Source organism: Variovorax sp. GW821-FHT06D12, assembly GCF_059419205.1.
The window spans coordinates 558,462-581,884 of sequence record NZ_JBWKRI010000002.1 but is presented as its reverse complement, the minus strand read 5'-3'; the positions used below and the strand labels follow the sequence as shown (position 1 = coordinate 581,884).

Genomic DNA, 23,423 nt, shown 5'->3' with positions numbered 1-23,423 from the left:
ACCGACTGACAGACAGAGACAGGGGAACGGGATTTTGAAACCAGACTTGCCGCAGGTGCTTCAGGGCGAGAGCGAGAAACAGGCGGCGCAGACCACGCCGCAAGGCCGGCGGCGCCAGTGGATCATCGGCGGCGCGGTCGCGGTGCTGGCGGCGGTGGGGCTCGGCTTTCCGATGGAAACCGTCGTCGTCGCACCGGGCCGCGTGATCCCCTCCGACCGCGTGAAGTCGATCCAGCATCTGGAAGGCGGCATCGTCAGCAACGTGCTCGTGAAAGAAGGCGACAAGGTCAAGCAGGGCCAGTCGCTGGTCGAGATCGACCTGGGCGGCAGCGGCCTGAACTTCGAGGAGCTCACCGCGCGCTACGCTGCCACGCAGGCCACGCGCGTGCGGCTCATTGCCGAGAGCCGCGGCCAGCCGCTCAAGCGCGATTCGTTCGATGCCGACATCGACGAAGCCGTGCTCGAAGGCGAGGTCGGTGCCTACCAGGCGCGCGCGCTCGAACAGCGCGGTGTCATGGCCGGCGCCGTGTCGGGCCTGGAGCAGGCGCGCAGCAAGCAGCTCGAACAGCAGGCCAAGGCCAAAGGCCTGAACGACCGGCTTGCGCTGATGCAGAAAGAGCTGGAGATCTCCGAACAGCTGCTCAGCGAAAAACTCGTCGGCCAGGTCGAGGTGCTCGAGAAGCGCCGCCAGGCCGAAGGCGTGCGCAGCGAACTCGCCGTGGCGCGCCAGGGCGTGATCTCGGCGCAGGCCGCCATCACCGAGGCGCAGGCCAAGATGGCCGAGGCCGAAGGCCGCTTTCGCCGCCGCGCATCGGACGAACTGGCCACCGTCGAACGCCAGTTCGCCAGCCTGAGCGAAGACCTCGCGCGCGCCCGCACCCAGCGCTCGCGCACGGTGGTGAAGGCGCCGGCCGACGGCATCGTGAAGGGCCTGCGCAGCTCCAGCGCCGGCTGGGTCGTGAAGCCCGGCGAATCCATCCTGGAGGTGGTGCCCGACGAGGACGAGATCATGGTCGAGGCGCGCCTCAACCCGAACGACCGCGGCTTTGTCGAAGTGGGGCAGGAGGCGCGCGTGAAGATCACCGCCTACGACTACCTGCGCTACGGCGCCGTCGACGGCAAGGTCAAGCTCGTGGCGGCCGACGCCGACCGCGACGCCGCCATTGCCAGCGGCGCGCCGTACTACCGCCTGCTCATCAGCATGTCGCAGTCGCACGTGGGGCGGCCGGAAAACCGCGTCACCGCCGGCATGGAGTCCGAAGTCGACCTGCGCGTGGGGACCGATCCGTTCATCTGGTACATCCTGCGGCCTGTGCTCAAACTGCGGCGCGAAGCCTTCCGCGAACCATGAGCAAGCCCGTGTTGCCGGGCCGGCGCGCGCGCATCGCCCCGGGTGTGCTCTGCGCGACCTTGTGCGTCAGCATGGCGCTGCCGCCCACCGCGTATGCCCAACCGTCGCCGGAGCAGGAGGGGCCGCCTGCAGCGCTGGCACTGTCGCGCCGCCTGTCGCCGCCGTCCCTCGGCGCTGCGAGCTACGCACAGCGCGTGAAGCAGGCGCTCATTGCGCTGTCGCAGGAATACCCCGAAGTGCTGACCGCGCAGGCGGCGGCCAACACCAGCAGCTTCGGCGTCGACGCGGCCCGCATGGCGCGCTACCCGCGCTTCAAGGTCGGCACGTCGTCGGGCACCTACAGCAGCGGTGCCAAGGACGCGAAGAGCGAGAACTACACCGTGCTCACCGCCGAAGCACGCGTGAGCCTGATCGATGGCGGCGCCATGAGCGCGGCGCAGCGCGCGGCCGAATTCGGCAACCAGGCCGACGACGAAGCCGTTACCACCACGTCGCAGAAAGTGGTGCTGGACGCGCTCACCGCCTACCTGCAGGTGCAGCGCTTCGACCTGAAAAAGCAGATCGCACACCGCGCCACCGAAGTCGTGGCCGACCTGTCGAAGGCCGAGGCGCGCCGCGTGGCGCTCGGTGTGAGCGGCGACAACGACCTCAACATGGCCGCCTCGCGCCGCGCCCTCGTGGCTGCGCGCGAGTCCGACTTCGAGGCCCAGCGCGACGAGGCGCTGGCCAAGTTCCGCAACTACTTCAAGTTCTCGCCCGCGCCTGAATCGCTGCCCGTGCTCGCTGCACCGTCGCACTGGCGCATCGGCTCGCAGGAAGAAGCACTGCGCCGCGCCGAAGCGCGCAGCACCGAACTGGCCGAAGCCCAGGGCCGCGTGGCGCGTGCGCGTGCGCTGGTCGACCAGACCGAAGCCAGCCTGTACCCCACGCTCGACGCCGTCGTCGTGAAGAGCAAGGACCCGCGCGGCGTGTCGCCGCAAGACCCCACGCGCGCCGCGTTTGAATTGAACTGGAACTTCGGCAACGGCTTCGACCGCCAGCTCAAGCTCAAGGGCGCCCTGGCCGAAGTCGCGAACCAGGAAGCCAAGATGGAGGGCGTGAAGCTCAACCTGATGGAGCTCACCGCATCGTCGTGGTCTCGCACCGTGGCCGGCCGCGAACGCGAGCGCCAGTTGATGGAAGCCGTCAGCACCTCGGGCCAGGCCTTCCGCGGCCGCCGCCGCCTCATGGAATTCGGCCGCGAGACCCTGCCCCAGGTGCTCGACGCGCAGCTCGACTACTACACCCTGCTGTTCGACTACATCGACGGCGTGTTCGACCTGCGCATTTCGGAACTGCGCCTGGCACGCACCACCGGCGAACTGCGCATCGACCCCATCGGCGCCAATAACTGGATCGACCGCATCTTCGGCCCTCCGAGCCGCAACGTGCTGACCGAAGACGGCCTGCTGGGCGCGCTGTGCATCTCGAGCAACACGACCTGCGCGAGCGAACCGTTGGTCGACCGCGCACCGGGCGCATCGATTGCGAACCCGCCGCTGCGCCGGGCGATGCGCCTCGGAACCCAGTAGCCTTCAGAGGCAAGCGCAGCGAAGCCCCTTCGCGAAACACCGAGGAACCGGCTTTGCCGGGCCTCAGGTGTTGCCCCCGGTAGGGGGAAGGAGAAGCGGACACGAAGTGCCGCGCAGCCTGGGGGCGAGCTAAGTTTCTTCGGGGATGCCGGGCTCGCCGTCGAGGATCTGGTACTTGCGCATCTTCTCCCACAGCACCTTGCGGCTGATGCCCAGGTGCTGCGCCGTGTCCTGGCGCTTCCAGTCGTTGATCTCGAGCGCCGCGATGATGCGGTTGCGCTCGCTGCTGTTCCAGCCTTTGCGGTCGCCATTCGCATCGAGCAGGACGCCCGTGCCGTTGCGGTCCGTGGCCAGCGCAGCCGGTGCTGGCGTGCCCCGCGTGAGCGCGATCGCGCGCTGGATCAGGTTCTGGTCCCAGCTGTGCAACTGCCGCGCGATCACGCCCACGCGCTCCGCGAGGTTGCGCAGCTGCCGCACGTTGCCGGGAAAGTAGGTTTCGGCCACCGCATCGCTGAGCCAGTGCGGCGTTTCGCCCAGGGCCTCGAGCTCGTCGCCGAGCACGTTCGCCAGCAGCGCCTTGAAGATCGCGATCTTGTCGATCTCGCCGCGCTCTTCGAGGCTCGGCACATGCAGCTCAATGACCGCGAGCCGGTAGAACAGGTCGGCCCGAAACTCGCCGCTCGCCACCATCTCGCGCAGGTTGCGGTTCGTCGCCGCCACGAGCCGGAAGTCGACACGGATCGGCGACGTTGCACCCAGCCGCGTGACCGCGCTGTCTTCAAGCACGCGCAGCAGCTTGACCTGCTGATAGCGAGGCAAGTCACCGATCTCGTCGAGGAACAACGTGCCCCCGGTAGCTTGCTCGAAGTACCCGCGGTGCGCGTGCACGGCACCCGTGAACGAGCCCTTCGTGTGGCCGAAGAACAGCGACTCGAACAGCCCATCGGGAATCGCGCCGCAGTTCACCGCCACGAACGCGCCCTTGCCGTACTGCTGGTGGCCGATGTGAAGCTGCTGCGCAATGCGCTCCTTGCCCACGCCAGTCTCGCCGCGCACCAGCACCGGATGGTTGCAGTCCGCAAAGGCGCCCACTTCGGCGAGCAGCCCCTTCATCGCATCGGAATGCGCCACCAGCACGTCGGGCGCCTGCGGCGCGACATCGCGCGCACGCAGCTGGCGCACCAGCTTGGCCACCATCGTGCGCAACTCGGCGCAGGTGAAGTCGTAGGGCAGGACGTGAAGGTACTCGGGCGGATACGTGCGCGAGTCGCGCTCGCGCGAGGCGGCAGCCACCCAGATCACGGGCATGCCTTGCAGCAGCTCTGTGGCATGAGGAAGCCCACCACCATCGATGACGGTGACGCTGATGATCGCGACGGAGGGGCGCAGCGCGACACCGCGGTCCTGCTGAGGCGGCGGCAGGCCATCGGCCCGGATGACTTCCACGTCGAAGCTCGCCATGCACCGCGCAATGCGGTCGAGGATGTCGGCTTTGCCTTCCCAGACAAAGAGGTCGAGTTCGTCGAAGTTGGAGGGGGATGACATTAAAACTGAAAGACGGATATCGGAAGAGAGCGGTCAATACACCAACTGTGCTCGACCGCACTGCAGCGCATTCAACTTCACGTCAGTGCGACCCAGTTCAAGACCGAGGACATTGCTCAGTACCGAAGACAATACGCTGCCGATGCCGTCGAGGATCGGCTTGAGAAGGGCGATGACCGGACTGAGTAGTGCTTGTAGAAGTCCGGCATTGCCGGTGCTGCCGGTCGGGGCGTTGCTCCCCGGCAGCTGGCTTGCGGCATGGTTAACCACATCTGCCGGCGCGGAGTTCAGCGCGTCGACCACCTTGCTCTTGACGCATGTATTCCAAAGCAGGAGCTGCTGGAGAAGACCAGCGCAAGACTGACCAAGGCCGAGCAGCCCGAGCAGGCCACCAGAAGGCGTGGTCTGGAGAGTCAAAACATCCCAGACCGACATGGTCTTCTCAACGGGAAAAAGCCCGAGCACAGGATCCTGAACCATTACCTTGCGCGTCCAGTCACCGAGGTTCGGCGATGTTGGACTGCCGTTCTTGAGGAGGTCCACCACTTTGTCTGCGTCATAGAACCCGTTCGGTTTCTTGGTCGCATTGAGGTATGAGTCTGCGAGCGCGTTGGCGCGATCAGCAGAGGTCGAACCGGCGGATGGCGTGAGGAGTTGGTTCAAGGTGCTGAGCAACGCGTTGACGAGATTGGAAAGGGTCGCTCCGATAGAGAGTCCGTTGGCTTGGCTGGATTTGGTTTCTCCTACGGCCAGCTTTAACGTGTCCTTTTGCGTCAATGCGTCCAACGAGAGCGTAGTGGGCCCTGGAACGGGAAGGTTGAGAAGCTGAATCAATCGTTCAGGCTGCAGGACGAGAGGGTCGTTGCAGAGGTTCTTGGTTGAAAAGCGCACGATGGGATCGTCTACCTTGCCGACACAGGCTTTCAAGATATAGGAGGTCACATCGATGGTTGCCGTTGGAGGCGTAGCAAGGCAATCCAGCTTGGAAATCTGACCCAGTCCACTCACGGCATCCAGGTAGATCGGAAGATGAACTCGGGTCCCCAGCAAGCCACTGACCAACGGATTCAAAATTCCGCCGAGAAGCTTGTTCGAATCGATATCGATGTACAGGCGGACCTGCGCGTTGTAAGCCCGTGTGCCGACCCCGCCGATGCCGATGGAGGGCGGCTCGACGATGCCTGCCTGGATGTCGACACCCAGAAGGTTCAGATCTTGGATGGCCACACCGCGCTTGCTCGCCGTCGCAATGCCGATGGTGGTACGCAGAATGCTCCCCAGGTCGACTTGCGTCAGAAGGGCCGCCGCGTTGGTGGCGTCGGGTGCCTTCACGGTCAAAAGTCCGTTGCCGCCGGTATCAGGGACCAGAAGGCTTAACGAAACCTTGTCGAGACCGACATTGACCAGTTCAGCTTGAAGCGCTTTCAGTGATGCGCTCAGAACCTCGTTACCCGACACAGCATTCAATGCCACGGTCACGATTTGCCCCACCGAGACATTCGGGATCTTCGCAAGAGCTTCCGGCGTCAGCACACCGGCGTCGAGATCGACCTTGAGTCCAAGATCCTTCAAGAGGCCAGCGGGTGTGACCTTGGCGTTGGCGAGGCCTTCGGAGTCCAGCACGGTCAGCTTGGTGATGTCCAAGCCGACGGCCTTAAGTACTTGCCCCAGTGGTGCATTCCCATTGGTGCGAAGGAGTTGAGCGCCGACAGAGAACGCCGCTGTAGCCTCGCTCTTCGTTGCTAGCGATTGCACGACAACAGCGCGAGCGTCGTTGCCTGGAATCGACGGGAAGAGCAGGCTGGGTCTTCCCTCGATCGTCACTTTGATCGCGTTGTTCGTTTCGGTGCCGCTCGCGGTACCGAAATACTGTGGGGGCGGACGCGTTGTTGGATCCCAGCGGCCGCAGACGGCCGTGAAATCGTATTGCTCCGGTTTCAGGAACGACAGGTTCTTGGCCGCATTCGTTGCGGCGACTCCTTTAGCGAAGTCGCAGTTGTCCGCCTTGAGTATTTGGGCGCCAGCCAGCGCGGCGAGGTCGGATGCTTTCTGCAGTTCCCGCTTCATGTAGAAAAGGTAGCCGAGCTCGGAACCGATCAGGATCACGACGACGAGCGCCAGTGCGATGGTGGCATTGATGACGACCGAGCCGCGCAGTGCCGATCGGCGAGGCAATGTGGGGCTGCCGCGTGCTGTGTGATGCACCGCATGGAGGGTTGTATTCATGTCGATCAGTGCTCCTGTCTAGGACGGAATCGCGACTGTCGCGCGGCTGAGAAGGTTGTCAGGCATCCAGCGGCTTGTGTCGAGCACGGGTAGCGTCGGCAACAGGCGATTGGCGCTGTAGCGGTATGTCACGGTCACGATCGCCGTCGTATTCGGGCCGCCGCCGCTGGCGCCCGTCAGCTCCGTTTTCACCGTCGTGTTGTCGGCGAGCCAGTTCCGCCTGCTACCGGGGGATGCGTTGGCCGAGACAGGCGCGATCAGCGCAGCTGCCAGCGAATCGCGTACTGTGGCTTCGATCCGAGCATCGTCAGTCGCGAGCGGCGGCGACAGGATCATGGGAACGGCGCGTGCACCGTCTTCCGCCGCGCGCGAGATGATCTGTTGCGTGTAGAGCACGGCGCCGAACGTCGCGATGCCGTAGATCACGAAGAAAAGCGCCATGAAAACGAATGCAAACTCGATGGCCGCGATTCCGCGTTGGCATTTCGCGGAGGGACAATGCACGAGCGTCATGGCAATCCTCCGTCGAGGAGCATGCTGGCCTGCCCTACAAGCGTGTCAGGCACAACGAAAAGCGGCAAGGGAGGAAGCAACTCCGCAATGCCCGTGGCCTTGACGGTCACAACCACCTGGCAGCGCTGCTCCCAGCTTGAGGTGCAGTTCACCGTGCTGGAGCAATCAGCCTCCCCGGAGGGAAGCACTTGGCAGCGCTGGGCGAGGATGTTCGGTCCGCCCGGCAGCTTGACGGGAACCTGCGCGAGGGCGACCCGTTCGGCTTCGTTCTTTCGGGCCGCCCAACTCGTCTGATATCGCAAGGCTGCACGAGCACCATCTTCGGCAGCATTCTGTAAGCTGAACCTCAGCGTGAACATGATGCCGTAGCAGATCAGCGCATACAGCATCGTGAACAGAAAGATGAAGACGATGGAGAACTCGATCGCATAGACCCCCCGCTGCCCGCGGGCGGAAGGACGAAGGATGAGGCGTTTCATGACGGTGCCAAGGAAGTCGCGAAGGCTGGACGGGGATCGTTACTTGCCGGCGCCCGATTGCGTCTTCACCGATGAGTTCAGGTGTTCCGGAATCGGGTACTCGAAGCTCTTCAGGTAGCGCTCATAGCTGCGGTAGGCAATGGCGCCTGGAATGGGGCGAGGCGTGGGCGACGCGATGACGCCGGCGCGTTGCCACGCTAGCAAGTCATGAGTTGCGTCGCCGACTTGCAGGGAGCGGTATTCCGGTTCGGACTCGCCGACCGATGTTGTGGGCACCGCTGGCGCCTGGGCTTCAACGGTTTGGGGGGCCTCGGACACAGGCGGGCGGTCCACTGCTTTGTTCACCGGTTCCTGTGCCGTGACCGTAGGTGAGAACGCCATGAACGCGAGAGCGGCGGTCGGAAGTGCCAGGCTGAGATGGAGTCGGGATTGCTTCATGGGGTACCTCTTGCGGGCTGGCCGGACGAGAACAGATTGCTGGAGCGCGAAGCCTTGAGTGCCAGTGGGGCCGAGCCGTTGCTGGCGAGGGAAACGTCGGTTGCTGGTATTTCTGAAGGCCTCGGTGTTGAAACACCGAGTTGCCGGGCTGCGTTTTGAATGATCACTCGAGTTGCCGCTGGGATCTTGTTTGCATCCATCAGCGCCCTTGCTTCCTCGTGTTGTTGGGTCATCTCGAGGTACATCGCAAGATTGGCCTGCGCCTGCGGGTTGTCGGGTTTGAGTTGCAGCGCCTGCATCAGGGGCAGTCGCGCGTCGGCAATGAGGCCAGCGCGCAGGCTCGCGTACCCGAGGTCGTTCAGCAGCAGCGCATCAGTTGGAGTTTTTTGGACGGCCTGCTTGAGCATGCGAACAGCTTCGGCGTAGTCACCGCGCGCGCCGGCCAATAGTCCAAGACCGCGATAGCCGGATGCATCGAGCGGCGTACCGAGAAGCCGCCGATAGGCAGCTTCGCTCTGTGCTGCCTGGTCGGCGTGGCGCAAGGCTTCGGCGCGTGCGCGTGTGGATTCAGGGCTCACTCCCCATCGCTGCTCAAGTGCATCGATATGCGCGAGCGAGGCAAACCAGAGGCCCTCCTGTTGCATCTGCTCTACCAACCGGAGATAGGTTGGCTGCGTGTCGATGTTGGCGCTAGCCTTTGTGTTCACATTCTCCTCGGCTGCTTGGCGCTGCTGCGCTTCCGTGGCAGCCGGATAAGCGTCTTTCATGCTGGTGCAGCCGCCCGCTGCGAGCGCTGCCACGATGGCAACACAGCCGAGCAGGTGGGTTCTTGGTCGGTCAGTGTGTTCGGTCATTTGGCAAGGGCTCCCAAAGAGCGGAAGACGGCGAGAAATCCGGGGCCAGCGGTGACGATGACCAACGCCGGCAACAACGTGACCACCATCACGCCGGTCATCTTCACAGTGATTTTTCCGATGCGCTCTTTCATTTCAGCGCGGCGGTGCTCCCGGAGCCGGTCGCTGAACTGGCGCAAGGGCTCCTGCACTGCGCCGCCATGGCGGTCGACTTGCACGAGCAATGCCACCAGACCGGCAAGGTTCTCGTTGTCGTGCAGCGTTGCCAACCTGAGCAGCGAGTGCTCGCGCGTGCGGCCCTGGCTGTATTGCCGGTTGGCAAGCGTCAGTTCAAACCCTAGGACACGCAGTACGTGCGAGAAATCTGTCGCCATGATTTGCAGGCTTTGATCCAGGCTCAGGCCAACGCCTTGCAACAGGCGAAGCAGGTCGATGAACAGCGGCAACTCACGCCCCACACGTTCGCGCCGGCTCGCCGCTTGTCGTGCAAGCAGCCATTTCGGCGCCATAAACCCTATGACGAAAGCACCGGCCAAGACAGAGACAAGTTGCCGTTGAGGTTGTCCGCCGGCCCAGACGAAATAAGCGAGGACAGGCAAGAGCAGTGCCATCGCAATGCGCAGGACCAGAAAAATGAGTTGCGCTCTCAACGATGGGAAACCGCATTGATCGATCAGCTTGCGGTCTTCATCGGCAACCAGCATGCGACCGACGCGGGTGTCCAGCCAGTGAAACGGGAGTTCGACTTCGGGGCGAGGTGATGCATTGAGTGCCGGCTCCGTCTCGACCGCCGCGGCGGGCGTGTCCACGCTTCGGCGAATGGCGCGCCCCAGAACTTCACCTCGTCGGGCTCGGCGTAGCTCGGCGGCAATGAGCAAACCCGCTGCAACGAGCAGACCGAGGGCCAGAAATACCAGGCTGGCAGTGGCGAGTTGAGTGGGCACAAGTGTCATGCGAACCTCGCCAGGCGATAGAGCATGATGGCGCCTGTGATCTGGAGCGCAACTGCGCCGAACACCATGTACTGCCCGAAACCGTCGTGCCACATCCTCAGAAAGTAAGCAGGATTCAGCGTGATGATGACGGCACCCACGCATATTGGAAGCAAGCCCAGGATCCAAGCGGAAAGCCGTGTTTCGGCTGACAGCGCCACCAACTCGTGCTCGGCTTGTTCACGGTCGCGCATGAAATTTCCAACGCGTTCAAGAAGCAGGTCGGCGCGACCGCCGTAACGAACGCCAAGGCCAAGAATGGATGCCAGCAGGAACATTTCCTCTACGCGCACCCGCGAAGCCATCTGGAGCAGTGCCCGATCCAGATCTACGCCAGCGCGTACCAGCCCGGCGGCACGATCGAGGTAGTCGCGCAAGGGGGCGCGTGACGAGGCGATTGCCAGCTGGAAAGATGCCTGTGTGGAGTTGCCGATGGTGATCAGGCGCACCATGGCATCGATGAAGGCCGGAAGTTGGCTCACGAGTTGGCGACGAAACTTCTGTAGGCGCAGCCATACTGCAAAAGAGGCAACAATCAGTAGAAACAACAGAGAAGCAATCGCTGCCGGCCAGCCGCCTAACGATGCAGCAATGGCAGTGAGCAGAACGATTGCCATGGTGCCGAGCGCGACTGCTGGCGCGCCGATCACGCCTTCAAGCGATGAAGGCATCCACCGCTCAAGGCGGCTTTTAGTGGGGACTGCGGCAGACTCGGCAGTGGCAGCCTCGGTCCATGGATCGGACAAGGGCGTCCCAGACGTCGAGGCCGCCGGGGCGTCGCGCAAAGGTGCGAGCACTGGTGCCTGGGGCGCGAGGCTCGCATGGATCTGTTGTTGCAGATGCTGACCGGTGGCTTGCCTTGCCTGGCGCGTCGTGGCCCATTGCCACAACAGCAGGCCCGCCGCCGCGAGCAGCAGCGCGATACAGGCCACGACAAGCAGACCCTCACGCACGACGGTCTCCTGATCCTCGTGCCAGCGTCTGGCGGAACCGCGTGATCTTCGGCGAATGCGGTGCTATGCCGAGTGACACCCAGCGGTCGCGCTCTTCGCCATCAGGCGCCACCACGGGCTCGTAGCGATACAGTTCCTGCATCGCGACCACGTTGTCGTTCACACCAGTGACTTCGCTGAGTGAAAGAATGCGTCGCTGTCCGTTGGACAGGCGGCCGATCTGCACGATGAAGTCGATGGCGTTGGCAATCTGGCGGCGCAGGCTGGTCTCGCTACCCTGGTAGCCCGCGAAGCCAGCCAGCATCTCCAGGCGGTAGAGGCATTCGCGCGGCGAGCTTGCGTGGATGGTGCCCATGGAGCCTTCGTGGCCCGTGTTCATCGCCTGCATCATCTCGATGACTTCGGCGCCACGCACTTCGCCGACGATGATGCGGTCAGGTCGCATGCGCAGGCTGTTGCGAAGCAGGTCGCGGATCGATACAACGCCAGTGCCGTCGAAGCCGCCGGGCCTGCTTTCGAGCCGCACCACGTGCGTATGGCCCAGCGAAAGTTCGGCGGTGTCTTCGATGGTGATTACGCGCTCGGCATGTGGAATGAAGCTGGCGAGCGCGTTGAGCAACGAGGTCTTGCCTGAGCTCGTGCCGCCGCTGACCAGGATGTTGCAGCGCGCGCGCACCGCGATCTCGAGCAATTGCGCCATGCCTGCATCGAAGGTGCCGAGTTTGACCAAGTCGGCCGGTGTGAGCGGCTCCTTGCGGAACTTGCGAATCGACACCGAGAGGCCATCGATGGCCAGTGGTTCAATGATGACGTTGATGCGGCCGCCATCGGGCAGGCGTGCATCGACCATCGGATTGGCTTCGTCGAGTCGGCGGCCCAACGGAGCGAGGATGCGACGAACGATGCGCATCACGTGCTCGGTGTCGGCGAAGCGCAAGGTCTCGCGTTCCAGTATGCCGTTGCGCGACACGTACACGTTCGTGTGGCCGTTGATCAAAATGTCTTCAACCGCGGGATCGTTGAGTAGATCCTCCAGGGGGCCGAAGCCTGCAAGCTCCTTGGTCAGCGCATCGGCGATGAGCTGCATCTCACGGTCGTTGATCGGCACACGGCGCAGGCGCACGAAGCTGTCGACCTCCAGTTCGACGAACTGCTGGATCGATGCGCGCGACCAGCGGCCGAACTCCGCGCCCAGCTCTTCGATGCGGCTCAGCAGATGATCGTGCGTCCAGCTCTTGATGTCCTGGAACTGCTGGGAGTTGATGAACGCCTGGTCGTCGTCGGCAAATTCGATATCGGAGGACATGGGCTCAACCTTCACTTGAACTCTTCCAGAGCCCCGAAATTTGCGACTTCAGCGCAAACCAGCGGGAATCTTTGGCCGGCGATTGGCCCGTGGAGGGCAGGTATTTCTGGGACAGGCTGCGGGCCAGCCCTGTCACGGATTGCGAGTAGGGGTCGTTACGCGTGGTGCGAATCAGCATCTCGCCGCGGCTGGCAGCAGACAGAAGAGGAGCGCTTCGGGCAGGCAGTACGTGGTGAAGCGAAAGCTCCAGGCGCTCGGCGATGTCCTTGGCTGACAGGCCTACATGGCTGTCGAACTTGTTGACCACCAGCGCAAGGCGCTCCGTTTCGATGCCACGTGTGCGCAGTTCCTTGAGCAGGGTGGCTGTGGACACAATGGCACCGATACTCTGGTCGCACACGACCCAGTTGTGCTGGGCCTCACGCACGGTCTGTGCCACAAAATCGATCGTCGAGAAGCCGCCCAGATCCGCAATCTGGAAATCGTAAAAATCAGACAAGCGCTTGATGAGGGCAACCGAATCGGCGTGCGAGATTTCACGTACTTGCGCAAGGCTGGAAGGCAACGGAAGGACTGCGACACCGCTCGTGTGATGAGCGACAGCGGTGTGCAACAGGGTCTGGTCGAGCCTGCGCAGGTTGCGCACGCCGTCGACAAAACTGAAGCCGCTTTGCGTGTCGAGATAAAGCAGGCCGTCACGGGCGGGTAACCCCAAGTCGAGCAACGCAATACCTTGTCGGGAAGCCCGCCCCGAGGGGCGGGCGGGCGCTTGTGCCGCCGATTGGTCGTTGAGTGCCAATGCGAGGCTCGTGGCCAGCGTGGTGACGCCGAGCCCTGCGCGGGCGCCAAGCAATGTCAGCGTGCAGCCGCGCGTGCTGCTCTGCGTGCCGCTGCGTCGTTCGAGCAGCATGCGCAGTGTGCTCACCGCTTCCGTCGGCGGCGCGGTGATATCGATGAAGTCGTCGACACCTGCACGCAGCGCCGCGAGCATGGCAGCCGGTTCGGCCGAAACGCCGGTGGCCAGCACGGGCAGGGCTGGCCAGTCGCGCTTGAGGCGCTGATGCAGCTGGCTTGCTGAGATGCTCTGGTCCGGCGAGAAGTCAATGAACACCGCCGCAGGTCCCAGGAGAGTGATGCGCTCATCGACTGATTGGGCATCGGGTGCAAGCACCACCACCGATCCGAGGCGCCCGAGCGCGTCGGTCAACCAAGTGATGTGGCCGTTGTTGCTTGATGCGAACAGATAGGTCTCTGCGCCTGTTTCGGGGATGCTGTCGCGTGGAGCGTTCATGGTGCCGGTCAGCCGTAAGGTTCACGCACTGGTTGCATCAGCGCGAGAAACCTGGAACCTGCGTATTGCTCGCCCCGCCTAGGAAGATCGAGCGCCAAACCGCACCGTCCCTCTGCTCAGCGCTGCCGGGAAGATAGGGAGTCAGGTCGGTGTCGCGCGCGATCGGCTTGACGAGATGCGGCGTGACTACGATGACTAGCTCTTTCTCGCTCATCTGGTACTTGTTCTGCTTGAAGAAAGTGCCGAGGATCGGCAGGTCGCCTAGGAGAGGCACCTTGTCTGCATTCGATGTGGTCGTGCGGCTCACCAAGCCACCAATGACGAAACTCTCACCGTCGCCCAACTCGACGGTGGTGTCCGCGCGGCGCGTGGTGATGGCAGGTACTGCCACACCATTGATGCTCAACGAGTTGGTGTAGTCGAGGTCGCTGGCTTCTGGTGCGACCTTGAGAACGATGCGCTCGTTCGAGAGCACGGTAGGTGTCAGCGTCAGCCCGATGCCGAATGGCTTGTAGTCGATGGCCGTGGAGCCAAGCCCCTGTGGTACAGGCACCGGGAGTTCGCCGCCCGAAAGAAAGCTCGCACTTTGTCCCGACATCGCCACCAGCGTGGGTTCCGCAAGGACACGAGCCATACCGTTGCCTTCCAGAAAACCCATGTTCAAGCCGATGCCTGCCTTGCGGAAGTTGAGCAGCAGACTGAAGGCCTGCGCCAGTGGCTGATTGGCCTCGGTGGCGATGGAACCATCGGGGCCAAAGCTTGATTTGGTGAGCGTTGCCGGCGCGAAAGCACCAAAGCTGAAGCCATTGGAGTTGGTTCTGGTGCTGAAGATGTTCAGGCCCGCTTGTTTGAGCACGCTGCGGTTGAACTCGACTACTTTCACAGCGACCTGGACGGTGTGGCTGCGCACAGTCACTGTGCCCAGGTCACTGACGGGTGTCTTGTCCGGTTGGACGGCGAGTGCCGCATCGCGCATCTGCTGATACGCGGGCACGCTGCTGGTTGTGCCGGAAACGGCAGCGATGCGTCGCTGCACATCGAGTGTGTAAGTCGTGGCTGCAGGCTGTCCCTTTTCCCAGACCATCAGCGTGGTGCGGCCTGGCAGCTTGCCTGTGACGATGAGGCGCGCCGCGGCCGAACTTGAGGTCTTCCGCGTGATGGTCACACCAGCGACTGTTTCGTCGGCGATGGCGATGCGGTCGACGCCTTTATCGATGAGCAGCTCTCGTTGGGTGCCGGCTGTCACGGTGAACGGCACTTGAGCCAATACCCCCGGGGCGGACGATGCGATGGGCCAAGTTGCGGGCGCTAGCAGTCCTAGCGCCATCAAAGCATGGCGCAGCACGAGCGGGCGCAAGGGTGCGGGGCGTCGTGTGACAGATGGCGTCGTCGCACAGGGCAGGTCCGGCATGGATGTTCTTTCTTGGACAGGGGCGGTCATGTCTGGGGCGGCGTTGCTCGGGCGGTCAGTAGCGCAGTGTTTCGCTTCGGTCGCCACGAATCATTTCGACTTCAAGGCCGGGTCGAGCGCCGCTACCAGCCTGGCGTGGCAATGAGGCTGGGGCGGCATAAATACGTGGCTCGGATTGGCGACGACCTGCGGCCGTGCCGCCAGTTACGAGGTCGGCTGCCGTAAGGCCCGCCTGTGCGCTGTCGAGGCCTTCCAGTGGTCCTCGTGGTTGCTCGCCGCGCTTGAGTGGTGGAGGGGGGAGGGCTACGGGTAATACAGCCAGCAGTGAGGGATCGGGCAGGTTCGTGTCGAGCGGATTACGAAGCGCAAGCAGCAACCGACCAGTGGATTCGCCCAGCGTCAACCGGTTGATGTCTTCGACCGGCACGGCCAGAACCGCTGTACGGGCAGCGTCGTTCCGTTGCTGCTGCGCAGCTGCAGGATTGCCATTGCCGTCCGCTGTCTTGGAGGGAAGGGCGTCGACAGAAGAGTTTCCGAATGCCAACACTCGCTTGCGCGACAGCAGCAAGCGGGCCTGACTCCTGTCAACGTCCTTGCCATCGAACTTGAGCATCACGAACACATCGACGAAGTCCCCGGGCTGCACCTTGTTGCCGACGCCCATGACTTCGTCAGCCTTAATGGCAACCGCGCGTTCGCCTTCTTCGACGCGCATCGCAAGGCCGGAAGCCAGCTGGCCTTCAAGCAGCGGTGTTCCTTCGCCCAGGTCGAACACCGGTACGCGACCGAGGAGCGGTGCGATCTCCTTGAATGCGCCGGTCGGGTTGATAGGCAATTGCTCCACGCGCAGCGCTTCAGCCGTGATGGGCTGCCCTGCAGCGATGGGCTTCACCGCGATGACCACGGCATAGACCGGTGCGGAAGGTGTTTTCGCGGTAGATGTAGTTGCCAATGCCTCAGCGACGGGAGGGGGCTTGGCTGGCGTACGGCTCAGTACCCATGCATAGCCCCCGAGGGCGATGGCCAGAAGCACCAGCACGGCTGCAATGATTTTTGTCAGGTGAATCATGGGCAATGGGGAAAGAGGTGAGAGCAGGCGCTTGACGGATTGATGGAGGGCCGACAGCGGCGAGGCGGCATGACGACCGTTAACTCTGTCGGCCCCAGATCATCCAAACGGTGGCGGCCAACGCGAGATAGGCCGCATAAGGGATGGGGCGTGCTCGCTTTGAGAGGCCCGAGGCGTCTGCATTGCGCGGCTTGCCGGAAAGCAAAGTGGCAAGCTTGGGAAACAGGGCCCAGCGCTGGAGAAGCAGCCAGGTAATGCCGTGGACGGCGGCCAGCAGGCTGGCGACAGCCCAGATTGGCAGCAGCGGTTGCCAGCCAACCCAGAGGCCCAACGCACCGGCAAATTTCACGTCCCCCGCGCCCATCAGGCCGGCGACGTAAAAAAAAAGCAGAAAGACGAACCCCAGTGTGGCGCCGATCAATGCATCAGGCCACTTGATGCCGAATGGTTGTGTGTTCATGGCGAGAGCACCCAACGCGATCGCAGCACCCAGCAGCACGAGCCAGTTGGGAACGCGACGTTGTCGGGCGTCATAAACCGTGACCAGCAGCAGCCATAACAGCCACAAATGAGGCATCAAGTCCTTGTCAGACGATGGCGACGCGGGTTTTGATGGACTGGAAAATATCGTTCAGAACTTTTCCGACGCCAGTGCCCGTGCCAGTGCCGAACACTGCAATAAGAATCGTGGCCATCAGCCCCGCAATAATTCCATATTCAATTGCAGTAGCACCCTCTTCATCGCGCAGAAAACGAGTAATAGAACTAAGCATGGTGATCTCCTGAAAGGAAGTGTTAACAAAGGCTGGCACGGTGGATGTTATACAGCGTAACTCCGTGTATCAACAGGAGAAACACACCGGATCGAGTCCCGGATGTGCTACTCGGAGGGGTAAAGCAGGAAGGCGGCCAGCCTCGTTCGGCCCCCACAACGAGGCAGAAAAGGTCACTTATTCACAGTCTGGAGATGTTCGTTTCCCTCTGTAAACCGCATGCAGCCTTGCATGGACGAGGGGAACACGTTACGGGCGTGGGAACGTCCGGAAGTTGAGCGTTACGGGAACATGCCCGTTACGTGTTACGTAGCGCGGTACCTAGGAGTGCAATTTGTAACACTCGACAAGGCGGCTCCGTTTGGGCAATAAATCACACTTTTGGGGCCGAGACCCCTTCGGTGATGTGGGCTCAGCCGAGGATTTCTTCGTGGAAGAGCTTCCACTCGCCGCCCTGGCGCAGCCAGTACTGGCGGCGGGTGCGGCCGTTCTTCTCGCCCTCGAACACCTCGCCGAAGGTGGCGACCATGGTGTCCTCGGTGTCGCGCCAGTGCAGGTACGACGTGTCCTTGATTTGCACTCGTTTACCTTGTGCGTAGGTCAATTCGTCGCGGAGTACCCCATCGGCATCGACGGGCTTGCGGCTGGCACGCTGGAAATCCGGCAAATAGAATTTTTTCAATTGCGCTTCATTGCCGCTGGCGCGCGCGTCTTTCCAGGCGGTAATTGAATCGGCGAATTTCTTTGTTTCTTTTTCGGCCTGCGGCTGCGAAATCCATTGCAGGCTGCGCGCGGTGACGACGGGGGTGGCGCCGATCTGGACCTTGCGCAGCAGCTGCTTGAGGTCGGGGTTGGCCATGACGACGCAGCCGTCGCTGGCCAGCGGCGCCCGCGCGAACTGCTGGGGCGGGGTGCCGTGCAGCCAGATGCCGCTGCCGGTCTTGCCGCGCCGCACGTCGTACGGGTTGGGGTAGTTGATGGGCAGGGCGCCGGCGCCGTAGAAGTCTTTCAGCGAGCGCGGGTCGAGGCTGCTGGTGATGTAGTACACCCCCAGCGGGGTGCGCGCGTCGCCTTCGACGGCCTTGTCAGTGCCCGACTTGCCGACGGAGATGTAGTAGTCGGCAACGAGCTTCAGGCCCTTGTCGGAGTTCTCGAACAGGTACAGCCGCGAGCGCGAGGCGTCGACGGCAATGGCGAAGCGGCTGCGGGTCGAGAGGGTGAGGAACTGCGAGGGCACGGTGCCGGCGGGCGGGCGTTCGCGCAGGGCCTGCAGGCGGCGGCGCGATTCCTCGTGCAGCTCGACCATGGCCGGGTTGCCGCGCAGGCGCGCGATGCCGGCGGTGTCGGGCATGGCGTTCGAGGGCGGCACCTGCGCTGCGAGCAGGTCGCCGTACACGAGCTGCGCGAGCTGGAAGTTCGGGTGGTCGCGCACGAGGGTCTGGGCCTTGGCCAGCGCCTCGCGGGTCTTGCCGCGGCCGAACAGTTCGTAGACGCCGATCAGGCGGGCCTCGGCGCCGCTGGCTTCCTGCAGCGGCGCGGCGGTTCTGGCGGTCTTGCGGGCCGGGCGCGTGGCGCCCGCGTTGTCTGCTGCGACGGCGGACCGTTTGCCCTTGGCCTGCAGCTGCGTCTTGCTGGCGCCGCTGCCGGCTTTGGCGCCTCGGGCTTCCTTGGCGGACGCACGGCTGCCGCCCGCCTTGGCGGCCTTGGTGCCGCTGGTCTTGGCGTTGGCCGACTTGCTGGAACTGTTGCTGTTGTTGGCTGCGAGCGCGGCGCCGGGCGTGGCCAGCAGGAGCGCAGAAGCGGCCGTCAAGGCCGCGAGCAGCTTCCCGCTCCGCAGCGGGAACGGGAGGGTCTGAAGCCGGCCGTGCCGGACGATGTCTGCCACTAGCCGCCGACGCTTTCCTTGCGAATGTGCCACTGGTTGCCGGAGCGTTGCAGCTCGAGCGTCTTACGGCTCGCGATGTTGAGGTTGTCGGCGCGGTAGACCTGGCGGAACTTCGCGGTGGCGGTCTGTCCGTCGACCTTGATCGCGAGGTTCTCGAGGTTCACGCTGATGCTGGACTTGCCGACGATGCGGGCGCGGCGGTCTTCTTCCCAGGCCTTGCGGCTCTGGCCGCCGGCGGGCACGAAGTCGCTGCCGTAGGCGGCGAGGTAGCGGTCCATGTCCTGGCTGGCCCAGGCCGAGGCCCAGCCGCGCACGACGGATTCGATCTCGGCGTTGGAAGCCGGGGCTGCAGCAGGCGCTGGTGCCGGTTCAGGCGTCTTGGCGACCGGCGCGGGGGCTGCGGCCATCTTGACGGGTGGTGCGACAGGCGCGGCGGCAGGTGCCGGCGCGGGCGCAGGCGGCGCCTTGGCGACGGGCGCAGGCGCGGGCACGGGGGCCGGAGCAGGTGCCTTGGCGACCGGTGCGGGCGCAGGCGCCGGGGCAGGCTTCGCAGCCGGTGCCGGTGCGGGCGTCGTCGTGGCCGAAGCCACGAGGGTCGAGCCCTTGGAGCCGGCCGCCGGCGGGGCGGTGAAGAGCGTGCGGATCACGGCCAGCTTGGGTTGCACGGCGGTGTTGTTCTGGTCGAGCTGCAGCGCCTTGCTGTAGGCCTGGCTGGCCAGCCGCGCGTACACGTCGCCGAGGTTTTCCTGGGCGGTGGCGTAGCTGGGGTTGGTGCGAATGGCGCTTTCGAGGGCGTTGCGGGCCTTGTCGAACTGGTTCTGGCTCGCGTAGATGACGGCGAGGTTGTTGAACGGCTCGGGCAGCTCGGGTGCGTCCTGCGTGAGCTGGGTGAAGGCGGCGATGGCCTCGGCGCGCTTGCCGGTGTCGAGCTGGATCACGCCCTTCAGGAAGCGCATCTGCGGATCGCGCGGCTTGTCCTTGAGGAAGGCCTCGGCCTTGGTCATGGCCTCGTCGAGCTTGCCGGACTGCATCAGGCGGTCGACCTCTTCGTGCTCGGTCGCGGCCAGCGCGGGAAGCGCGGCGCCGCAGGCCGCAACGGCCAGGAGCAGGGCGCGCACGGTGGGAGAGAAGCTGAAGCGGGCGCGAGGCCGGGGGCTCTTGGGCATTGCGGACAAGACCTCGTTGGTGGGGAAGGGGAATGCGGCAGGCATTGTAAATGCGCCCGTCACCTCTGGATACCAAGCTGACGGAGCCCTGCGATGGCCCTATTCACAGTTGTGCCGAACTTGTGCGCTGCAGCATCATCATGTAACGTCTCGTAAGCAAAATGCACGTGTTTACCCTGATTTTTCCAACCCTCCGGAGTCCGTCTTGAAGATCACCAAACGCCGCCTGCTCGAAGGCGGCGCTGCAGCCATTGCCACCTCGCTGTTCATGCCGGCCTCGTGGGCCCAGCGCGCAGCGGGCGGCGATGCCGCCTGGCCAACCAAGCCCGTGCGCATCCTCGTGGGCTTTCCGGCGGGTGCCTCGCCCGACCTGGCGGCGCGCGCCATCGCGGAGCCGCTCTCGAAGCTCCTGCGCCAGCCGGTGACGGTGGAGAACAAGCCCGGCGCCAGCGGCAACCTCGTGGCCGCCGAAGTGGCCAAGGCCACGGACGACCACACGATCGGCGCGCTCATCAACGGCAACCTCACGATCGCCAAGCTGCTGAACCCGTCGCTCGACTTCGACCCCGAGAAAGACTTCGCCCCCGTCGGCCTGATCGGCACCGCGCCGCTGGTGCTGGTGGTGTCCGGCAGCGCCACGGGCAAGTCTGCAGCCGACCTGCTGCTGTGGGTGCGCAACCTGGGCAGCGCCGGCAAGTACGGCACGCCGGGCGTGGGCACCGTGGGTCACCTGGGCATGGAACTGCTCAAGAGCCGCGCGGCCATCACCGCGCAGCACAAGCCCTACACGGGCAACCCGCAGGTGATCGCCGGCATCCTCGCGGGCGAGATCCAACTGGCGCTGCTGCCGCCGGGCCTGGCGATGCCGCACGTGAAGTCGGGCAAGCTCAAGGCCATCGGCGTGACCTCGCCCGAGCGCAGCCCGCTGGTCAACGAGCTGCCGACGATCCGCGACGCCGACGTGCGTGGCGCCGACCTCGAGATCTGGACCGCGCTCGCCGCGCCCGCGAGCATGAAGCCGGCCGCCGTGGCCCGGCTGAACGCCGCGTTGGTCGAGGTGATCAGTTCGCCCGAGGTGAGCGGCGAGTTGCTCAAGACTGGCTGGCAGGCGCAGCCCGGTTCGCCCGACACGCTGGCCAAGCGCATGCGCGCCGACACCACGCGCCTGGGCGGCGTGATCCTCATGAAAGGCATCCGTTCGGAGGCCTGAGCCAGCGCCGGAGCGATCGCGCTGCGGCTACAGCAGCGCCGACACCTGCCGTGCCGCATCGATCAGCGCCGGCAGCATCGTCTCCTGCATCACCTTCGCGCTGGTGCGGTTCGCCTGTCCGCTGATGTTCAGCGCGGCCACCATGCGGCCCTGCCGGTTCACGATGGGCGCGGCCACGGAGATCAGGCCTTCTTCCAGTTCCTGGTTCACCAGGCACCACTGCTGCTTGCGCGCCTGGGCCACCTTGGCCATGAGCGCGTCGATGTCGGTCACGGTGTGCTTGGTCAGCGCCTCGAGGCTCGAGGCCTCGAGCCGCGCGCGCACCTCGTCGTCGCTCAAGTCGGCCAGCAGCAGGCGGCCCAGCGAGGTGCAGTACGCCGGCAGCCGCGAGCCCACGCCCAGGCTGATGCGCATGATCTTCTGCGTCGGCACGCGCAGCACATAGACGATGTCGGTCGCGTCGAGCACGGCGGCCGAGCACGACTCCTGCACCTGCTGCACCAGCGCCTCCATCACGGGCTCGGCGCGGTTCCAGATCGGCATCGACGACAGGTAGGCAAAGCCCAGGTCGAGGATGCGCGGCGTGAGCGTGAAGAGCTTGCCGTCGGTCACCACGTAGCCCAGCGTCTGCAGCGTGAGAAGAATGCGCCGCGCCCCCGCACGCGTGAGGCCGCTGCCGGCCGCCACTTCGCTCAGGGTCTGGTGCGGTGCGCTCGCGCTGAACGAACGGATCACCTGCAGGCCGCGCGCAAAAGACTGCACGTAGCTGTCGCCGGGGGCGGGCGTGTCGGTGGCGGAACTGGCGGAAACGGGGTGGGTTGCCATGGCGAGCGATCCTCTTTAAAATTCATTATACGAACAAAAGTTCTTTAGGCGAACAAATTGCGGTTTGCGAGGGTTCGTGAATTCGGCAGGGTGTTCGCACCGTTCGGTTTCTTCCTTCACTCCCGGAGACAGGCTTCATGATCAACAAGATCGCGCGCTCGGTCGCCGATGCCCTGGCAGGCATCCAAGACGGCGCCACGGTGCTCATCGGCGGTTTCGGCACCGCCGGCATTCCAGGCGAACTCATCGACGGCCTCGTCGAGCAGGGCGCCAAGGACCTCACGGTCGTCAACAACAACGCAGGCAACGGAGAGACGGGCCTGGCGGCTCTGCTCAAGGCCGGCCGCGTGCGCAAGATCATCTGCAGCTTTCCGCGCCAGGCCGACAGCCAGGTGTTCGACGGCCTGTACCGCAGCGGCAAGATCGAACTCGAGCTCGTGCCCCAGGGCAACCTCGCCGAACGCATCCGCGCGGCGGGTGCCGGCATCGGCGCCTTCTACTGCCCCACGGGCTACGGCACGCAACTGGCCGGCAACCGCGAAACGCGCGAGATCGACGGCGTGCAGTACGTGCTCGAGTACCCCATCCACGGCGACGTGGCGCTCATCAAGGCCGAGCGCGGCGACCGCTGGGGCAACCTGGTCTACCGCAAGGCCGCGCGCAACTTCGGCCCGGTGATGGCCATGGCCGCGAAGAAGACCATCGCCACCGTGCACGACATCGCCGAGCTCGGCACCCTCGACCCCGAGACCATCGTGACCCCGGGCATCTTCGTGCACCAGGTGGTGCGCATCGAACGTGTCGCCACGCAAGCCGGTGGCTTCAAGAAGGCAGCTTGAGCTGCCGGGCCGCCCCAAAGCGAAAACCGTAGCGCGAAAGCGCGGAGGAACTTAATTCTCATGGCATACACCCGTCGCACCAAAGATCAGTTGGCAGCCCGCGTCGCACAAGACATCTTCGACGGCGCCGTCGTCAACCTCGGCATCGGCCAGCCCACGCTGGTGGCCAACCACCTGCCGCAGGGCCGCGAGGTCATCCTGCAAAGCGAGAACGGCATCCTCGGCATGGGCCCCGCGCCCGAGGCCGGCGAAGAAGACTACGACCTCATCAACGCCGGCAAGCAGCCCGTCACGCTGCTGCCGGGCGGTTCGTTCTTCCACCACTCCGACAGCTTCGCGATGATGCGCGGCGGCCACCTCGACATCTGCGTGCTCGGCGCGTTCCAGGTGTCGGCCACGGGCGACCTCGCCAACTGGCACACCGGCGAGAAAGACGCCATTCCCGCGGTCGGCGGTGCGATGGACCTGGCCATCGGCGCCAAGCAGACGTGGGTCATGATGGACCTGCTCACCAAGCAGGGCGCGAGCAAGCTGGTGCAGCAGTGCACCTATCCGCTCACCGGCATCGGCTGCGTCAAGCGCGTGTACTCCGACCTCGCCACGCTCGAATGCACGCCGCAGGGCCTGAAGCTCGTCGACACCGTCGAGGGCCTGAGCCGCGAAGAACTCGAGACGCTGGTCGGCCTTCCGATCGCCGCCTGATCCGTTCCACCCATTCAAGAGACA

General features: G+C 64.3%; 22 protein-coding genes. 5 read left to right on the top strand and 17 right to left on the bottom strand.

All coding sequences use genetic code 11. The annotated features are described in order from the left end of the window. The first annotated feature begins 34 nt into the window (after positions 1 to 34). The gene (locus AC07SQ_RS09200) at positions 35 to 1,351 is read left to right on the top strand and encodes an HlyD family type I secretion periplasmic adaptor subunit (protein WP_095948073.1); all 1,317 of its coding nucleotides are present in this window, start codon (positions 35 to 37) and stop codon (positions 1,349 to 1,351) included. Further along, positions 1,348 to 2,922 (top strand): TolC family protein, encoded by a 1,575-nt coding sequence (locus AC07SQ_RS09195; RefSeq protein ID WP_495272067.1) that lies wholly within the window; start codon positions 1,348 to 1,350, stop codon positions 2,920 to 2,922. Before AC07SQ_RS09200 ends, AC07SQ_RS09195 begins: the two co-directional genes overlap by 4 nt. A gap of 129 nt (positions 2,923 to 3,051) precedes the next feature. On the opposite strand, the gene AC07SQ_RS09190 is transcribed toward AC07SQ_RS09195, so the two are convergent. The 16 genes from AC07SQ_RS09190 to AC07SQ_RS09115 form a co-directional block, all read right to left on the bottom strand. Then, complete coding sequence (locus tag AC07SQ_RS09190; protein ID WP_495272068.1) at positions 3,052 to 4,467, bottom strand: sigma 54-interacting transcriptional regulator; 1,416 nt, start codon at positions 4,465 to 4,467, stop codon at positions 3,052 to 3,054. Positions 4,468 to 4,500: 33 nt separating this feature from the next. After that, the gene (locus AC07SQ_RS09185) at positions 4,501 to 6,693 is read right to left on the bottom strand and encodes a TadG family pilus assembly protein (protein ID WP_159279298.1); all 2,193 of its coding nucleotides are present in this window, start codon (positions 6,691 to 6,693) and stop codon (positions 4,501 to 4,503) included. Positions 6,694 to 6,711: 18 nt separating this feature from the next. After that, positions 6,712 to 7,206: a TadE/TadG family type IV pilus assembly protein gene (locus AC07SQ_RS09180; RefSeq protein WP_235926939.1), complete on the bottom strand. Its 495-nt coding sequence runs from the start codon at positions 7,204 to 7,206 to the stop codon at positions 6,712 to 6,714. Next, positions 7,203 to 7,685 (bottom strand): TadE/TadG family type IV pilus assembly protein, encoded by a 483-nt coding sequence (locus AC07SQ_RS09175; protein WP_495272069.1) that lies wholly within the window; start codon positions 7,683 to 7,685, stop codon positions 7,203 to 7,205. The genes AC07SQ_RS09180 and AC07SQ_RS09175 overlap by 4 nt, the downstream gene beginning before the upstream one ends. Before the next feature lie 39 nt (positions 7,686 to 7,724). After that, positions 7,725 to 8,123, bottom strand: a complete 399-nt coding sequence (locus AC07SQ_RS09170) for a DUF3613 domain-containing protein (protein ID WP_159279296.1) — start codon at positions 8,121 to 8,123, stop codon at positions 7,725 to 7,727. Continuing rightward, positions 8,120 to 8,977 (bottom strand): tetratricopeptide repeat protein, encoded by an 858-nt coding sequence (locus tag AC07SQ_RS09165; RefSeq protein WP_492686564.1) that lies wholly within the window; start codon positions 8,975 to 8,977, stop codon positions 8,120 to 8,122. Before AC07SQ_RS09165 ends, AC07SQ_RS09170 begins: the two co-directional genes overlap by 4 nt. After that, complete coding sequence (locus AC07SQ_RS09160) at positions 8,974 to 9,930, bottom strand: type II secretion system F family protein (protein ID WP_159279294.1); 957 nt, start codon at positions 9,928 to 9,930, stop codon at positions 8,974 to 8,976. Before AC07SQ_RS09160 ends, AC07SQ_RS09165 begins: the two co-directional genes overlap by 4 nt. Continuing rightward, positions 9,927 to 10,922, bottom strand: coding sequence for a type II secretion system F family protein (locus AC07SQ_RS09155; RefSeq protein ID WP_495272070.1), 996 nt, complete (start codon positions 10,920 to 10,922; stop codon positions 9,927 to 9,929). Before AC07SQ_RS09155 ends, AC07SQ_RS09160 begins: the two co-directional genes overlap by 4 nt. Then, positions 10,915 to 12,228, bottom strand: a complete 1,314-nt coding sequence (locus AC07SQ_RS09150; protein WP_159279292.1) for a TadA family conjugal transfer-associated ATPase — start codon at positions 12,226 to 12,228, stop codon at positions 10,915 to 10,917. Before AC07SQ_RS09150 ends, AC07SQ_RS09155 begins: the two co-directional genes overlap by 8 nt. Before the next feature lie 4 nt (positions 12,229 to 12,232). Further along, positions 12,233 to 13,519 carry a histidine kinase gene (locus tag AC07SQ_RS09145; protein WP_159279291.1) on the bottom strand — a complete coding sequence of 429 codons (1,287 nt, stop codon included), beginning with the start codon at positions 13,517 to 13,519 and terminating at the stop codon, positions 12,233 to 12,235. A 37-nt stretch (positions 13,520 to 13,556) separates the two neighbouring features. Then, positions 13,557 to 14,846 carry a type II and III secretion system protein family protein gene (locus AC07SQ_RS09140; RefSeq protein WP_235926960.1) on the bottom strand — a complete coding sequence of 430 codons (1,290 nt, stop codon included), beginning with the start codon at positions 14,844 to 14,846 and terminating at the stop codon, positions 13,557 to 13,559. A 139-nt stretch (positions 14,847 to 14,985) separates the two neighbouring features. Further along, a complete protein-coding gene (gene cpaB, locus AC07SQ_RS09135) occupies positions 14,986 to 15,999 on the bottom strand; it encodes a Flp pilus assembly protein CpaB (protein WP_159279289.1) in 1,014 nt (337 codons plus the stop codon). Between the two features lie 79 nt (positions 16,000 to 16,078). After that, positions 16,079 to 16,576 carry an A24 family peptidase gene (locus tag AC07SQ_RS09130; RefSeq protein ID WP_159279288.1) on the bottom strand — a complete coding sequence of 166 codons (498 nt, stop codon included), beginning with the start codon at positions 16,574 to 16,576 and terminating at the stop codon, positions 16,079 to 16,081. A gap of 10 nt (positions 16,577 to 16,586) precedes the next feature. Next, positions 16,587 to 16,811, bottom strand: coding sequence for a Flp family type IVb pilin (locus AC07SQ_RS09125; RefSeq protein ID WP_308789340.1), 225 nt, complete (start codon positions 16,809 to 16,811; stop codon positions 16,587 to 16,589). A 373-nt stretch (positions 16,812 to 17,184) separates the two neighbouring features. Beyond that, on the bottom strand, positions 17,185 to 18,657 hold the full coding sequence (locus tag AC07SQ_RS09120) for a L,D-transpeptidase family protein (RefSeq protein ID WP_495272071.1): 1,473 nt from the start codon (positions 18,655 to 18,657) through the stop codon (positions 17,185 to 17,187). Continuing rightward, a complete protein-coding gene (locus AC07SQ_RS09115; RefSeq protein WP_492730955.1) occupies positions 18,657 to 19,823 on the bottom strand; it encodes a nuclear transport factor 2 family protein in 1,167 nt (388 codons plus the stop codon). Before AC07SQ_RS09115 ends, AC07SQ_RS09120 begins: the two co-directional genes overlap by 1 nt. Positions 19,824 to 20,028: 205 nt before the next feature. Between AC07SQ_RS09115 and AC07SQ_RS09110 the strand changes: the two genes are divergently transcribed. Beyond that, a complete protein-coding gene (locus tag AC07SQ_RS09110) occupies positions 20,029 to 21,033 on the top strand; it encodes a Bug family tripartite tricarboxylate transporter substrate binding protein (RefSeq protein ID WP_495272072.1) in 1,005 nt (334 codons plus the stop codon). Between the two features lie 27 nt (positions 21,034 to 21,060). On the opposite strand, the gene AC07SQ_RS09105 is transcribed toward AC07SQ_RS09110, so the two are convergent. Continuing rightward, on the bottom strand, positions 21,061 to 21,858 hold the full coding sequence (locus AC07SQ_RS09105; protein WP_495272073.1) for an IclR family transcriptional regulator domain-containing protein: 798 nt from the start codon (positions 21,856 to 21,858) through the stop codon (positions 21,061 to 21,063). Between the two features lie 137 nt (positions 21,859 to 21,995). On the opposite strand from AC07SQ_RS09105, the gene AC07SQ_RS09100 reads away from it, so the two are divergent. Next, a complete protein-coding gene (locus tag AC07SQ_RS09100) occupies positions 21,996 to 22,697 on the top strand; it encodes a 3-oxoacid CoA-transferase subunit A (protein ID WP_492686569.1) in 702 nt (233 codons plus the stop codon). A 60-nt stretch (positions 22,698 to 22,757) separates the two neighbouring features. Then, on the top strand, positions 22,758 to 23,399 hold the full coding sequence (locus tag AC07SQ_RS09095; RefSeq protein ID WP_175497135.1) for a 3-oxoacid CoA-transferase subunit B: 642 nt from the start codon (positions 22,758 to 22,760) through the stop codon (positions 23,397 to 23,399). The last annotated feature ends 24 nt before the right edge of the window (positions 23,400 to 23,423 follow it).